At 37.7% G+C, this 13,777-nt stretch carries 13 protein-coding genes; 7 read left to right on the top strand and 6 right to left on the bottom strand.

Annotated features, from left to right (window positions below):
* Window positions 1-63: 63 nt before the first annotated feature.
* Together QMA08_RS07060 and QMA08_RS07055 are read left to right on the top strand one after the other, a co-directional pair.
* Window positions 64-603, top strand: a complete 540-nt coding sequence (locus QMA08_RS07060; RefSeq protein WP_290174037.1) for a hypothetical protein — start codon at window positions 64-66, stop codon at window positions 601-603.
* Window positions 604-605: 2 nt separating this feature from the next.
* Complete coding sequence (locus QMA08_RS07055; RefSeq protein WP_149603692.1) at window positions 606-791, top strand: DUF1289 domain-containing protein; 186 nt, start codon at window positions 606-608, stop codon at window positions 789-791.
* 52 nt (window positions 792-843) lie between these two features.
* On the opposite strand, the gene QMA08_RS07050 is transcribed toward QMA08_RS07055, so the two are convergent.
* The 3 genes from QMA08_RS07050 to QMA08_RS07040 form a co-directional block, all read right to left on the bottom strand.
* Window positions 844-2,457, bottom strand: a complete 1,614-nt coding sequence (locus QMA08_RS07050) for a M56 family metallopeptidase (protein WP_290174036.1) — start codon at window positions 2,455-2,457, stop codon at window positions 844-846.
* Window positions 2,458-2,468: 11 nt separating this feature from the next.
* On the bottom strand, window positions 2,469-2,849 hold the full coding sequence (locus QMA08_RS07045) for a BlaI/MecI/CopY family transcriptional regulator (RefSeq protein WP_004586391.1): 381 nt from the start codon (window positions 2,847-2,849) through the stop codon (window positions 2,469-2,471).
* Window positions 2,850-3,106: 257 nt separating this feature from the next.
* Entirely contained in the window at window positions 3,107-4,378 is a 1,272-nt protein-coding gene (locus tag QMA08_RS07040; RefSeq protein WP_290174035.1) for an aminotransferase class I/II-fold pyridoxal phosphate-dependent enzyme, read from the bottom strand.
* 859 nt (window positions 4,379-5,237) lie between these two features.
* Here QMA08_RS07040 and QMA08_RS07035 point away from each other — a divergent pair.
* The 3 genes from QMA08_RS07035 to QMA08_RS07025 all read left to right on the top strand — a co-directional run bounded on the left by QMA08_RS07035 (window position 5,238) and on the right by QMA08_RS07025 (window position 7,687).
* Window positions 5,238-5,636, top strand: a complete 399-nt coding sequence (locus QMA08_RS07035) for a hypothetical protein (protein WP_149603689.1) — start codon at window positions 5,238-5,240, stop codon at window positions 5,634-5,636.
* Between the two features lie 198 nt (window positions 5,637-5,834).
* Window positions 5,835-7,076 (top strand): hypothetical protein, encoded by a 1,242-nt coding sequence (locus QMA08_RS07030; protein WP_290174034.1) that lies wholly within the window; start codon window positions 5,835-5,837, stop codon window positions 7,074-7,076.
* A 434-nt stretch (window positions 7,077-7,510) separates the two neighbouring features.
* Entirely contained in the window at window positions 7,511-7,687 is a 177-nt protein-coding gene (locus QMA08_RS07025) for a hypothetical protein (protein WP_165722958.1), read from the top strand.
* A gap of 128 nt (window positions 7,688-7,815) precedes the next feature.
* Here the strand turns inward: QMA08_RS07025 and QMA08_RS07020 are convergent, their stop codons facing one another.
* The gene (locus QMA08_RS07020; RefSeq protein ID WP_290174156.1) at window positions 7,816-8,028 is read right to left on the bottom strand and encodes a S46 family peptidase; all 213 of its coding nucleotides are present in this window, start codon (window positions 8,026-8,028) and stop codon (window positions 7,816-7,818) included.
* A gap of 235 nt (window positions 8,029-8,263) precedes the next feature.
* On the opposite strand from QMA08_RS07020, the gene QMA08_RS07015 reads away from it, so the two are divergent.
* Together QMA08_RS07015 and map are read left to right on the top strand one after the other, a co-directional pair.
* On the top strand, window positions 8,264-8,470 hold the full coding sequence (locus QMA08_RS07015) for a ParD-like family protein (RefSeq protein ID WP_024596935.1): 207 nt from the start codon (window positions 8,264-8,266) through the stop codon (window positions 8,468-8,470).
* The gene (map, locus tag QMA08_RS07010; RefSeq protein WP_290174033.1) at window positions 8,463-9,239 is read left to right on the top strand and encodes a type I methionyl aminopeptidase; all 777 of its coding nucleotides are present in this window, start codon (window positions 8,463-8,465) and stop codon (window positions 9,237-9,239) included. The genes QMA08_RS07015 and map overlap by 8 nt, the downstream gene beginning before the upstream one ends.
* Before the next feature lie 109 nt (window positions 9,240-9,348).
* Here map and QMA08_RS07005 read toward each other — a convergent pair whose 3' ends face one another.
* Both QMA08_RS07005 and QMA08_RS07000 read right to left on the bottom strand, forming a co-directional pair.
* Complete coding sequence (locus QMA08_RS07005) at window positions 9,349-11,520, bottom strand: S46 family peptidase (protein WP_290174032.1); 2,172 nt, start codon at window positions 11,518-11,520, stop codon at window positions 9,349-9,351.
* 98 nt (window positions 11,521-11,618) lie between these two features.
* The gene (locus QMA08_RS07000) at window positions 11,619-13,709 is read right to left on the bottom strand and encodes a bifunctional diguanylate cyclase/phosphodiesterase (RefSeq protein ID WP_290174031.1); all 2,091 of its coding nucleotides are present in this window, start codon (window positions 13,707-13,709) and stop codon (window positions 11,619-11,621) included.
* Window positions 13,710-13,777 lie beyond the last annotated feature (68 nt).

Genomic DNA, 13,777 nt, shown 5'->3' with positions numbered 1-13,777 from the left:
TTATTTTTACAGTAAATCACGTGTGATATAGTGCGTGGCTAAATTAATCGGTTACTGTGAAACATGAAAAACTATATTATTCCTTCTATTGTCGCGTTTATTTTAGCGGGCTGTACCAGCAAAACTAATCAGACTACAACTACAACAACCACTACTACTACAACGAATCAGTCTGTAAAAACCACAGTAACACCCAACGAATGCAGCACCATAAATAACCTTATAAGCAGTTACGAGTCTGGTTTTAATTCAATTAAAACAGATAAAATAAATAACCAGTTTACTAATCAATGGCGTACGAATACTCATATGATTGGAGCAAACTGTACGGTTACTTTAAATAAGTCAGAGCAAGCAAGCTACCAATGCCAAACACCTGTTAAAACACAAACGCAAACAATAAAGTCTCATCAAAAACTGGCTAAGCAATTGCGCCAATGCTTAACCGAAACAGGTTGGTTGGAAAGCCAAAAAGAAACAGCAAGTTCAATTTACAGCACCTTTGTACTTGATACTAAAACCCCTGTCATTACACTTGCTACTAATCAAGAAGGTAACGGGTTTTCTTCTCGCTTTGAAATTGCACCACCATTAGGACTTTAATAATGCGCCAATTAAATCAAAACAAAAAACCATCTAAATTTAAAACTGATTGCCTAGGAATATGCGAAAGGCGCAGCGGTTACTGCACCGGGTGTGGGCGTACCAACGAAGAAATTTTTGATTGGATAATATTATCTGAAGATGAAAAAAAAGCGATTTTAGAAACACCACGAGCAGATTTAAAGTAGTAACTAATTGTTAAATAGAGGCTCAAAAACTGAGCCTCATTACAGCGTGTATTTATAGTAATCTCAACAATTGCGAACCAGGTAGGCCGCTTTGTGGTAATAACGCGGGGGTAACTGCAAATGCTTCTGGGATTTTACTTTTGATTTCATCCATCTTTTTACGGTTATTTTGTTTATCATAAACATAATATTTAAGGATATTGCCGTATACATCGTCTTTTGCATCAACCTGCTCTAAGGTTTTTAATGCTTTATCGTAATCATCAAGGTAAATGTATGCCAGTGCTAAGTTATCAGCAGAGCCAACATGCAGCTTACCTTCAAGCTGTTTTGATAAATCTTCAAGCTCTGCAACAGCAAGCTCATAACGCCCTAGCTGTATATAGGCCGTTGCTAGTGAATTTTTTAAGAAGTAAGGTGGGTTACTGCCCGGCTCGTACCATTTTTCGTAAGCACTCAATATGTCTTCATATTGCTCAAGTTTAGAGTAAACGTGATTTAGCAGCCTAAAGCTTTGTAGCTTGATTTCAGCTTCTTCAAACCCCGTAAGTTTGTCTCTATTCAAGTGCCAATCTTGAATGCCTTGCGCAGCTTGGTTTAACAGTTCAGGGGTATCACTTTTTGCCCCAGCAGCACTTTTTAGAAGCTGTGCAAGTTGTTGTTTATATTCTTCACTTTTAACAGGAGCCTGAGACGTATTATTACTTGGCTGCTTGTTATCTGAACTACCATCTACAATTTGCGCTGCAGCTAAAGCACTAAAAGACATTGCCGCCGCAACCATAACCAAATATTTACTTTTCATTGTTTTTTCCTTGTTTAACATTTTGATCCTCTGAATATTAAAGCTCTTTGAATGAGCAATATTCAAAAGTGGGGGGGTAAAAAAGTTAGGCGAGCTTTTAGCATTTTGCTCTTGTAGCAATAAACTTGCTAAATCCAATTGGTATTTACCTTTTAGCTTTTGCATACACAACTCATCACAGCTAAGTTCGAGTTGCTCTTTTGCTAAACCAGTTAACTTTAGGCAAATAGGATTCCACCAAAAAACGCTTTCTATAAAACAAATAAGCCACGTCCAATAAATATCGCCTTGTTGTAAATGAGTTACTTCGTGTTGAATGACTGAATCTAATTCTTCACGATTTACCATCGTCGACTCTAGCCAAATAACAGGCTTTATTAACCCGGTAGCAAAAGCAGGTTCTGTATGGGTTGTTAGTCTAATTGGATACTGATTGTTAATGTGTTTAAGTTCAGGACTTGGCTTTGAGTTAATGTATAAGTTTTTTATAAGCTTTACATAAAGGCTCATGCGTAATGAAAACAATCCAAAACCAGCTAATACTAAAACCATAAAAACATTATTAAGTGATGGTAAAAAGTCCCATATACTCATATCGGTTTGTAACTCGCCTTTTGTTACTTGTTCAGCGCTTGGTATTAATGCTTTAACATCGGGAATCAATTGCGCCACGTTGAATGTGTAACGATTTTCCCCTTCAAATAACGATAACTGGGAAAAGTACTGCCAAGGGACAAACCAACATACCAAGGCAGTCATTAAAATGTAAAAGTTTAATCGTGCTGGGGCATTTTTTAGTCCTTTTACTGTAAGCAAAATACATAAGCTAATAAGTGTGCAAGTTAGTAAATAATCCGTCATTACCCTCTCCTTTAATCTAACTTCTTATTTTTTAAAAGCGTTTGTAAATATTCTATATCTTCATCATTTAGCTTTTCTTCTTTGATAAAGTGGGCGATTAAACTACGAGAATTACCTTTAAAAAATCGTTGCATAAAACTAGGCATAGCTTGCCCCGATAATGTGTCTTGAGTCACGATTGTTCTAAAAACAATAGCTCGCCCTTCATGTCCACAGCGCTCAATCGCCCCTTTGTGTTCTAACCTATCTACAATAGTTTTAACTGTTGTATAGGCTACTTTTTTATCTTTTTGCTTATCAGCTAAAAGCACTTTATGTAGTTGACTCGCAGTACAGGGTTCTTCCTGCCAGAGCAGCTGCATAATATCCATTTCAAAATCACTAAGTTTCATTGTCGCTCCTATTACTACACTTGTAGTGGTACTGTTACAAATGTAGTAGTAAGTAATCTTAGTGTCAATACAAAATTGACATTTGAATGAAAAACAAACGATAGAAATATAAAATTCTTAGGGAGGTTTTATAAAAAAGGTATATAAAATAAGGGGGTATACTTGTTAATTGGTTTTAGAAAAGCATAAAAAACGATAGTTTATTTTCAACTAACGCTTTTTATGCTTTAAAGTTTTTATGAAAGGTAGTGAGGTAACTATGCTTTATCGAGCGCTTGGCTTACATCGGCAATTATGTCAGCAATGTTTTCAATACCAACCGATAAACGGATTAAATCGCGACTTACACCCGCATTAGCAAGCTCTTCATCATTTAATTGGCGGTGTGTGGTTGACGCAGGATGGCACGCAAGCGACTTGGCATCGCCAATATTAACTAAGCGTAAAATCATGTTTAGCGCATCAATAAAACGAGTACCCGCTTCTAGGCCACCAGCAATACCAAAACTTAAAATACCGGATGCTTTACCACTGGTGATTTTTTGGCTCATTTCGTTATACGGGCTTGATTTTAATCCTGCGTAATTAACCCAAAGTACTTTTGGATGATTTTCTAAATACTCAGCCAAGTGCTGTGCATTTTCGCAGTGGCGATCCATTCTTAAGCCTAAGGTTTCAAGGCCGATTAAAATGTCAGATGCGTTTTTAGGGGCAAGCGCTGCGCCAGTATTTCTAAGTGGTACTACTCTGCAGCGACCAATAAATGCAGCTTCAGCAAAAGCTTCGGTATAAACCACATTGTGATACGACGGATCGGGCTCGTTCATCATTGCAAAACGTGTAGCATTCGCTTTCCAATCAAATTTTCCTGAGTCGACAATCATGCCGCCAATAGCAGTACCGTGCCCGTTTATATACTTTGTAAGTGAGTGAACCACTATATCTGCGCCCAGCTCAAATGGGCGGCATAAATACGGCGTAGCCACGGTATTATCAACAATAAGCGGCACACCTTTGCTATGTGCAATACGTGCTAAACGTTCAATATCAACAATATTACCTGCCGGATTACCAATAGATTCACAAAAAACAGCGCGAGTGTTGTCGTCAATTGCATTCTCGAACGCGGTAAAGTCATCGGCTTTAATCATGCGTGCTTCAATACCTTGCCTAGGTAAGGTATGTGCAAATAAGTTATACGTACCACCATATACTTGGCTGGTGCTTACAATGTTAGTACCGACTTCACACAAGCATTGAATAGCATACGTAATAGCGGCCATCCCAGAGGCCACGGCTAGCCCACCAATACCCCCTTCCATTGCAGCAATACGTTGTTCAAGTACGGCATTAGTTGGGTTCATTATGCGGGTGTAAATATTTCCAGGTACTTTTAAATCGAATAAATCAGCGCCATGCTGCGTATTATCAAATGTATAAGAAGAAGTGTGATAGATAGGCACAGCTGCCGACTTGGTCGTTGCCTCAGATTCGTAACCGTGGTGCAGTGCTAATGACTCTAATTTCATAATTATTTCCTTCAATTAATTTACCACTAAGCTAGCACTTCTTGGTTATAAAATGCACATGAAATATATTAAAGGGTGTTGAGCTGAGGTGATTTGATTTGATTTAAGTTAAAGGCGGCGGTTAATGGGCATTCAAATGATATTTAACAACTAATCAGTCCTATTATTCACAATATAATAATCCACCAAGCATAATATTTATAATTGGTAATAATATATACAATTTGCTATTAATAGAAGCTCATAAAATAAGGATAATCCAGCGTGAAAAAGAAAAGTATCCTTCAATAAACCTGCAATGTAATAAAAGGAGTTATTAGTATGTCAAATGTGTTCAAGTTAAAATCAAACAAAAATATTGCCATAAAAATGAGTTGTGGCGTGACATTAATTTGCGCTACATACATATCATTTCATAACATATTTGTAGGGCTAGGTTTAGCTGTCATCTCTATTCTAATAACTTACTCTGTATTAAGTAAGAAAGGCAGTTGGTTCTCTTAGTTATAACTTGAAACTATTGGCGTAACGTTATTCATACAAGAGAGCAGACGCCATAAGCTTCTAGCACTCTTTCTAAGTTTAGCTAAGAGCGAATAGCAGATCGTTGAGGTTGGCTAAAAATCGTAGTTACTTGATTGGTCAAACTGCTCTTTGCGCGTATATTCATGAAAATAAGCGACGCGCGCATATTGTTCTATTAAACTTTACTTTAAAGCTTTAAAAAACTTAGTGGTAGTAATGCTTTAGGTTATTTGTTAAAACTAAATAAAGTAGATAAATGAGCGTTAAGTCGGCAGAAATATGCGCGATGAGCGCACTATTAAATTTTTATATACCTAGGGATAGCCCGAGTTAAATGGATGCATTGAGCAAGCTTCAAGAAAAAAACAAAATCCACTCTAAGCATCAGCGTAATGCTAGATGGAGCACTGTTTGGGCGTTTTGTCTATTGAGTCCTTTGCTATTTAGCTATGGCTATGAGTTTTATTTTTCAGTGATACAAAACATTAAAATTGAGACTCTTCACCCATCTATAGCCTTATTTGGTTCGCTAGGTTTTGGTTTGCCTTTAGCGGCTATGGGTGACTTAATGCTTTTTAAGCGTGTTAGTAAATTATTCCTACTAACTATCGCAGAAGCTTGGTTTATCTGGCTTTGGGTTGTTACTCCATTATCGTGGCTAGCTTTTTTACCATTGATTCCTGCATTTGTTATATTGCAAGTGCAACTGCCTAAAATAAAAGCAGGCAAGTAAAAGGTATATAACAAGAGTCTAAGGCTACGACAGTCCGCTTATGGCACTTTCCTGAAGCCTGCTGTGAGCGAACAACGGACGTTGAAGTTTTTGAATTCCTCTTCTTTTTTTTCATAACTAGAAACTTGCCTCTATAGTCATGGAAACGACCCGTTGGGTCGATATTAAATTGTTATAAATTTATCGGAGTTAGCCACTGTGGCATCAAGAAACTTAAAATTTGCTGTTTCCAATGGGAGAGGGATTGAGAAAGTCATCTATTTTGAAGGCTTAGAGCATGAGATGATTATTCACCCTACAATTCATGGGGAACCTATTTTAACAAGCCAAGCTTTTTATTACCTAAAGAACCTTGATTCAGTCGCACTTCTTAAGTTCGACATATCAGCTCCTCAGTTGTCGGATGATCAAGTAGAGTACCTCATAGATAACTACTTATTCGAGTATAGTACTATCAACCTAACCTCTCGTATGACCACGAAGATAAGTGAGGTGGTGTTTTGGAAAGATGATTATAACGAGATATATCATCACTATGACCAAGCCAACACTGGCGCCCTTATTTTAGATGAAGGGAATGATCCAACGGTAAAAAGTGTTGAACCTATCGACGAAAATGTTGGGTTGAGCGATTGGTGTATACCTAAGAACTATACTGCCCCAATTATCGAAAGCTACGTTGACCAGATGCATGAGTTATTGTTTAAAAAAGTCATGATCCAAGTAATGCCAAATGAGCATCGAGATGGCTACTTTGGCAAGAAGCGTATATTTGAGTTAGGTGAAGGACTACTAGATTTGCACCAAGCCGAACGCCTTGATTGGCTGAGAAATCTTGACAAAAATGCTGACTATCACACTTTATCTAGCTCTTATGGTAGCGAGCTAGATGTGGATTTACCTATAGAAAAAGTAACTTGTACCAAGCTGTATAATCCGCTGCTTCTATCGTATTACTTTTCGGGTTTGAATGATAAAAAACCATTGGGTAGTTTTGTTGGCTATTACAATGTTCTTGAATACTATTTTGAAGAAGCGCCGACATTACTTAACATCAATGCTCGAGTTGAAAGAGATCAACTTAAAGCCGTAGTTCAGTACCTTGTTTGTGAAGCTGATATAAAAGCATATATAGCAAATTTACCCCAAGCTGAAGTCGCTGAGTTATCGAAAGATATTACAACGTCTTCAAGTGTTGTGATTGATGCTTTAAAAGTGAATAGCAGCAATTTAACCGCTGAACTGACTAGGTGGCTCTACGAATTGCGCTGTGCGATAGTCCACTCCAAAAAAACTCGGAGAGGGAAAAATGTCGCAATCTTTGAACCTTACTCAAAAGAAGCGAATCGGGTCAAAATAGCTTTACCAATTGTTAGATGGTTAGCTATTCATTGCATAAGAAAGGATTACACGTTGGGCAATGGTAGACAAAATTTATAACAAAGCATTTAAGAGTGATTCGCAACGCTTGGCAGTTTCGCTTCGCTCAAGTATAGCCAAGCGCCGCTCACATCTTAATGCGGCGTTACCAACGACGGCTTTTGGCACTTAGCAGTCATAAATATACGAATCAAACACCAACAAAAAAGGTAAGAAAATGAGGTCGTCTTTGCTAATTTCTATTTATATGACAGCAAGTGGTACTTTGCTTAAGCGTGCTGTGAGCGAGAATTAGTCATTGAGTGAGTAATTAATTAATGACTACTTCCCCCCCTTTTTTATATGTTCAAATAACCCATCATAAGCATAATATATATAGCTAGCAATAACTTATGCTTTTTGCTATTAATAGAAGCTAATAAAATAAGGACGTTTTTGCTTAAAAATAGAGAAAGAGTCCTCTGATAAAGCATTTATATTTAAAGGAGTGTTACATGGAGTATAAGTTTATTGCAGTTTCTCAAATCTGGGCTACAGGTGGTATGTTAAATAGAGCAAACGCTAAAGCAAACGAGTTGGCAAGAGATGGGTGGGTGTTATCAAAAATGGAAAAAGGCTTTAGTGGTTTTTTATTTGCAACTTTATATCTAGCCTTTGAGCGTAAAATTTAAATATAACAAGCGACTAAGATTAGGACTATCCGATCATGACACTTAGCAGTCATATATAAGCGAATCAAATACCAACAAAAAAGGCGCTTCCTTTACGGTAAGCGCCCTTCTCTAATCTCACTAATTACTTATTTTACGATTGTCATTTCGTCTAACAAGTTTTGTGCATTATCTACTTTATCCATTACCCACAACATATAGCGCGAATCAACGTGGATTGAGCGATTAAGCTCAGGGTTGTAATCCCAGTCACCAATAATACTTTCGTAAACACCGTCAAACAGTAAGCCTACAAGATCTGCTTTACCGTTAAGTCTTGGCGAACCTGAGTTACCACCTATTTGGTCATCATTTAAAAAAAGCTAACAGCCATTATTTGAGCGAAGTAAACTCCTGCCTACAGGCATACTATAATCATTAAATTTATTAACCTAAAAATACAGTTTAAAAGTGCTAGCCATATAATTAAATATAAACACAAAGGGCAGTGAGCAAAAACATACTGTAAAACGTCTATGTTGACATCACAACCCTCAATGTATACGATTCGCATACATATCATATACGGTATATATAATGGGAATAGTAAAAATATCAGACGGGTTGCATGAAGAAATTAGAAAATCGAGTAATATCATGTCTAGATCTATCAATTCACAGGCAGAGTTTTGGATTAAAATAGGCATGCTTGCTGAGCTAAATCCGACACTCACCTACCATGAAATAATTAAAAAACAACTTATAAAAGAAAAGCTTACTATTCAGGATCTTTTGCATGAATAAAGCAATAGTAAAAACGGATGCAGAAATTGAGCTCATGAGAGAGTCAGGAAAGCTCTTAGCTCAAGTATTTAAAATGCTTGATGATTTTATTTGCGAAGGCATGACTACGTTAGATATAGACACTAAAGTAGAAAGCTATATAACCAACGTGTTACATGCTCGTCCTGCTAGTAAAGGCCAATATGGCTATCGGTATTCATTAAACTCATCAGTTAATGACGTAGTGTGCCATGGTGTACCCAATAATATTTATAAATTAAAAAACAAAGATATTTTAAATATTGATATTACCTTAGAGAAAAATGGTTATATCAGTGATTCAAGTAAAATGTATACTTTTACAGCGACAAGCTCAGAAGCCAAACGTTTGGTTAAAGCGACTTATGATGCAATGTGGGCAGGTATTAAGGTGGTAAAACCAAAAGCAACGCTTGGTGATATTGGCTATGCTATTCAAAAGCACGCTGAGTCTTCTGGTTATAGTGTAGTACGTGAATATTGCGGTCATGGTATTGGTAAAGAAATGCATGAAGAGCCGCAAGTTTTGCACTATGGTAAACCGCATACAGGGTTAGTGCTTGAAGCAGGTATGACCTTTACTATAGAGCCTATGATCAACCAAGGTTCCAAGAAGGTAAAAACTAAAAAAGATGGATGGACAGTCGTAACAAAAGACAAGAAACTTTCTGCTCAATGGGAACATACCGTTCTAGTAACAGAAACGGGCTTCGAAGTTTTAACACTTCGCGATGAAGAGAAGAGTGCTTAGCAAAACTAAGTTAGGTTATGCTACTGACGCATACAAACCGTAATCCATTATGATTAATAAAAAGGCGCTTCCTTTACGGTAAGCGCCCTTCTCTTATCTAGCTAATTACTTATTTTACGATTGTCATTTCGTCTAACAAGTTTTGTGCATTATCTACTTTATCCATTACCCACAACATATAGCGCGAATCAACGTGGATTGAGCGATTAAGCTCAGGGTTGTAATCCCAGTCACCAATAATACTTTCGTAAACACCGTCGAACAGTAAGCCTACAAGCTCTGCTTTACCGTTAAGTGTTGGCGAACCTGAGTTACCACCGGTAGTGTCTACATTTGATAAAAAGTTAACGGGTACTGTATTCATGCCGCCCGTGTAATCACCGTAAAGCTTGGCTTTAATTTGCTCTTGTAGCTTTTTGGGTGCATTAAATGGTTCAACATCGGTGTTTTTAGCGAGTAATCCTTCAAGCGATGTAAACGGTGTTGCTACCAAGCCATCTTGAGGTGAGTAGCCGCCTACGGTGCCATAGGTTACTCGTAGTGTGCTGTTGGCATCGGCGTATACAGGTTTGTTTTTAGCTTTGTTAAACGCAATGATTGCGCTCATTAGCTCTGGGCGAGCTGCTTGTAATTTACCTGCAAGTGCTTTTGATTTATCTTCCTGTGCTTTCATTACTTTAAATATTGCTTTAGCGTACTGCACAAATGGGTCTTGGCTTTGATTTAGCTGGCTAAACGATTGCTCAAACAATGAATTGCGAACAGTGGCATTATCAAGTCTTGACTGTTCATACATGCTATCAAGTAACGCGCTTTGGGTTGCTTTATCAAACCCATTTTGTACTTTAAATACGTTATCAACCTCGCTAAAGCGCTCTTCTTTTGGAAGTGCTGCATACAGCTCTAAAAAGTGCAGTAAAATAGCTTTATCTACTTTGCTATCATAACGGCGCGTCATGCGCTCAAGCCCTGCTTTAATGCGAGGTAAGTCACGTTCTTGATAACCAGATTCACGTTCGCTATTTGGCTTTTGTTTTTCGTAAGCTAGGCGGTATAAACGTCGTGCTGTACTGATCATCTGTGAGCGATGTACATAACCTAACATTCGGTCGCGTTCACTGTGCTCTTGTGATTGTGCAATTAGCTCAGATAGCTCACCTAATACGCTTCCGTATTGCTCTTTACGCTCACCATCGCTATTGATCCATTGTGTTAGGTCTTGCTCAAACTGTTTTTTGCGCTCAAGCATAGTGCCTTTTTTGAAGCTTTCGATCATCGAACCATAGTTTTTAATATAGTTGTTATAACCTGCAATGGTGCTTTCGTAAGCAATACGCGCTTTACTGCCGTCTTCTGAGTTTTCTTCAATAAGCGACACGTATTTTGAGTTATGAACGCGTGCTTTAGGGTAGCTGTCGTTAAATACGTTATCTACCTCTGTTGCTATACGGTAGCGATTAGTACGCCCTGGGTAGCCTGTAACCATTACAAAGTCGCCTTCTTGCACGCCTTTGGCACTTACTTTTAGGTAAGAGTCAGGTACGTAAGGTACGTTGTCTTCGCTGTATTCTGCTGGTTTTCCATCTTTGCCTACATAAGCACGGTAAAAACCAAAGTCGCCTGTGTGGCGCGGCCACATCCAGTTATCTATATCGCCACCGTATTTACCTACGCCCATAGCTGGTGCGTAAGATAAACGTACGTCTTTAATTTCAAGTGACTTAATTAGGTAAAACTCTAAACCACCATGAAACGAATACACGTTACAACGGTAGCTTTCGTCGGCTTCACACTGGGCTACTAGCGCTTTTTCGTTTTTTACTATTGCGTCGTAGCGTGCTTTACCGCTTAGTTCTTCAATACCTTTACTAACTTTGTCAGTCACATTAGTAACTGTTTCTGTGACGTATACGCGTGAACCCGGCGCTGCTGGTAAGTCCTCAGCAGGGCTTTTAGCTAAAAAGCCATTTTCTAAAATGTTGTTTTCAGGTGTTGAATTGTATTGTACCGAGCCATAAACACAGTGATGGTTTGACACAACTAAACCCTTAGGCGATACAAACGATGCTGTACAGCCACCTAGGCTAATTACCGCATTCATTGGGAATTCGGTTAATTTAGAAATAGATTCAACATCAATTTCAAGCCCTTTAGCTTTTAAAATTGATTCTAACTCTGGAAGTTGGTGTGGTTGCCACATGCCTTCGTCGGCTATGGCACTACTTGCAAGTGATAAAGAAAATGTGGCTGCTAATGTAGCTACAAGAGGTTTTAAACGCATTATAGAATCCTTTTTATTTGTTTCTATAACAGGTTACTCGTCAGTAGCTAATGAGGTCAATAGCCGTGCAATGATTTGTTACAATCAAGTGTTTAATCTTACTTTTTATCAAAATTCATCGAAAAATCAAGAAACTGTTTTGCTGGTATTGGCTTACTAAAGTAAAAACCTTGCATAAAATCACAGCCTAATTTGTTCAATAAAGTAAGCTGCTCTTTTGTTTCTACGCCTTCGGCTACCACTGTCAGCCCTAAACTGTGCGACATGGCAATAATTGCCTTTACGAGATTACAATCTTCATTGTTTAGTACAATACCGTCAATAAAACTTCTATCTATTTTGAGTACATTAAAAGGGTATTCTCTCAAATAACTTAACGATGAATAACCTGTACCAAAGTCATCCATTGATAAGTTAATGCCTAATGCTGTTATTTCAGTCAGTATATCAACAACATTAGTGTGGCAACTCATCAGCACTCCCTCAGTTATTTCAAGCTCTAAATTTTCGGGATTTACGTTTGCTTCACTCAATGAGTTTTGAATAAAACTGAGCAACCCTACGTCTCTAAATTGGCGAGGAGATAAGTTAACAGCCATGGTGTATTGCTGTGTGCGTTTACAAGTACTTTGCCATGTGTTTAAAAAATCTAATGCTTGGCTAATTACAAACTTGCCAATGGGTACAATTAATCCTGTATTTTCGGCAATAGGTATAAACTCATCGGGTGTTACATTACCTAGCACAGAGTTATGCCAGCGTAATAACGCTTCTGCACCAATGATGTGTTTATTTTTGGCGTCAAATTGGGGCTGGTAGAATAACTCGAATTCATTACGTTCAAGGGCGCCACGCATCTGCTCTTCTATTACTAGTCGGCGCTGAATAATTACATTCATCTTTTTAGTAAAAAATGAATAAGTATTACGACCATATGATTTTGCTTGATACATTGCAGTGTCAGCATTTCGTAATAAATCAGCAACGGTTGTACCATTTTCTGGGTATATGGCTACACCAATACTCGCTGTTAGTATGTGTTCCCGGCCCTCTATTTTAAAAGGGGCTCTAAAGTTATTGACCAGTTTTTCAGTAATTTTTAGCGCTGCATGGTGATCAGTTATACCTCGCAGTAATACGATAAACTCATCTCCACCTAGGCGCCCTACCGTGTCGTCTTTTCGCAATGCCTCTTGTAGCCTTTGCGCTGATTCAATTAAAAGTTTGTCTCCTGTTTCATGGCCTAACGAATCATTTATTTTTTTAAAGTCATCTAAATCCAAAAACAGTACCGCTGCTTTTTCGTTATTTCTTTGTGCTTCAATAAGTAATTGCGACAAACGATCAAGTGCTAAAAAACGATTTGGGAGTAAAGTTAGACTATCGTAATACGCTTGATGTCTAATTAGTTCATCTGATTTATGCTGTTCGGTAATATCTCGAATAATAACCATTAACTGGTTATGTTCTGTTATTTTATTTATTCTTGCTTCAAAAAAAACGAGCCCATGGGGCAAAGCTAGCTCGTATTTAAAGCTCATCATCTGCTCTTTTTCTAATACAAGGCTGATATAGGTTTCAAATTTTTCGGCTACATCGCGCGGGAGTACATCACCCATTTTTTTACCAATAAATTGCTTGGGCTTGGTGTAGAGATCTGTTTCATTACTGGCATGATACTCAATAATAGTTCCATCATTTTCCATCAAGAAAAATAAGTCAGGAATTGCCTCAAAAATAGTTTTTAGCATATCCTCATTAAATGATGCATCTGCTTGTGCCTTTTTAACCTCAGATAAGTCAATATCAATGCAATACATTTGTTTTGTATTATATTGATTTGTAAACATAACATGGCTAGAAAAAACAGATACACTTTCGCCATCTTTACCTTTTAGGGTAATTTCGGATGCTGGAATTTCTATGTCTTTTTCTACCCAATCACTGTGTGCGTCAATTACAAATTCACACATTGATTCTGGAATTATAAGGTCTTCTATTTTTTGCCCTATAGCTTCTTCTTTTGTGTATCCGTATAGTCGCACACTGCCTTCATTCCAATAAATAACACGACGCTCATTGTCATAACCTTGAACAGAAATTACATTTACCGCATCAAATAACTGGTGCAAATAGTCGTTAATTACAAATTGGTTGGTTAAGTCTGAAGCAACGTCGTCTAATTTCATTTTGAGGCTATATCCATAAGTAATTTTATTTAGTAATAAAAAACACCAAATAATAATTAAATTTAATA

It is taken from the genome of Pseudoalteromonas sp. APC 3355, assembly GCF_030407615.1.
GTDB classification, from domain to species: Bacteria; Pseudomonadota; Gammaproteobacteria; order Enterobacterales; family Alteromonadaceae; genus Pseudoalteromonas; species Pseudoalteromonas distincta.
Note: the sequence above shows the minus strand (reverse complement) of the source record. Positions and strands in the feature narration are given on the sequence as shown.

What these genes read in the sequence shown, in the direction of transcription:
- QMA08_RS07060 (WP_290174037.1), top strand. Translation starts at nt 64, where the DNA reads ATGAAAAACTATATTATTCCTTCTATTGTCGCGTTTATTTTAGCGGGC.
- QMA08_RS07055 (WP_149603692.1), top strand. Translation starts at nt 606, where the DNA reads ATGCGCCAATTAAATCAAAACAAAAAACCATCTAAATTTAAAACTGAT.
- QMA08_RS07050 (WP_290174036.1), bottom strand. Translation starts at nt 2,457, where the DNA reads ATGACGGATTATTTACTAACTTGCACACTTATTAGCTTATGTATTTTG.
- QMA08_RS07045 (WP_004586391.1), bottom strand. Translation starts at nt 2,849, where the DNA reads ATGAAACTTAGTGATTTTGAAATGGATATTATGCAGCTGCTCTGGCAG.
- QMA08_RS07040 (WP_290174035.1), bottom strand. Translation starts at nt 4,378, where the DNA reads ATGAAATTAGAGTCATTAGCACTGCACCACGGTTACGAATCTGAGGCA.
- QMA08_RS07035 (WP_149603689.1), top strand. Translation starts at nt 5,238, where the DNA reads ATGGATGCATTGAGCAAGCTTCAAGAAAAAAACAAAATCCACTCTAAG.
- QMA08_RS07025 (WP_165722958.1), top strand. Translation starts at nt 7,511, where the DNA reads ATGGAGTATAAGTTTATTGCAGTTTCTCAAATCTGGGCTACAGGTGGT.
- QMA08_RS07015 (WP_024596935.1), top strand. Translation starts at nt 8,264, where the DNA reads ATGGGAATAGTAAAAATATCAGACGGGTTGCATGAAGAAATTAGAAAA.
- map (WP_290174033.1), top strand. Translation starts at nt 8,463, where the DNA reads ATGAATAAAGCAATAGTAAAAACGGATGCAGAAATTGAGCTCATGAGA.
- QMA08_RS07005 (WP_290174032.1), bottom strand. Translation starts at nt 11,520, where the DNA reads ATGCGTTTAAAACCTCTTGTAGCTACATTAGCAGCCACATTTTCTTTA.
- QMA08_RS07000 (WP_290174031.1), bottom strand. Translation starts at nt 13,709, where the DNA reads ATGAAATTAGACGACGTTGCTTCAGACTTAACCAACCAATTTGTAATT.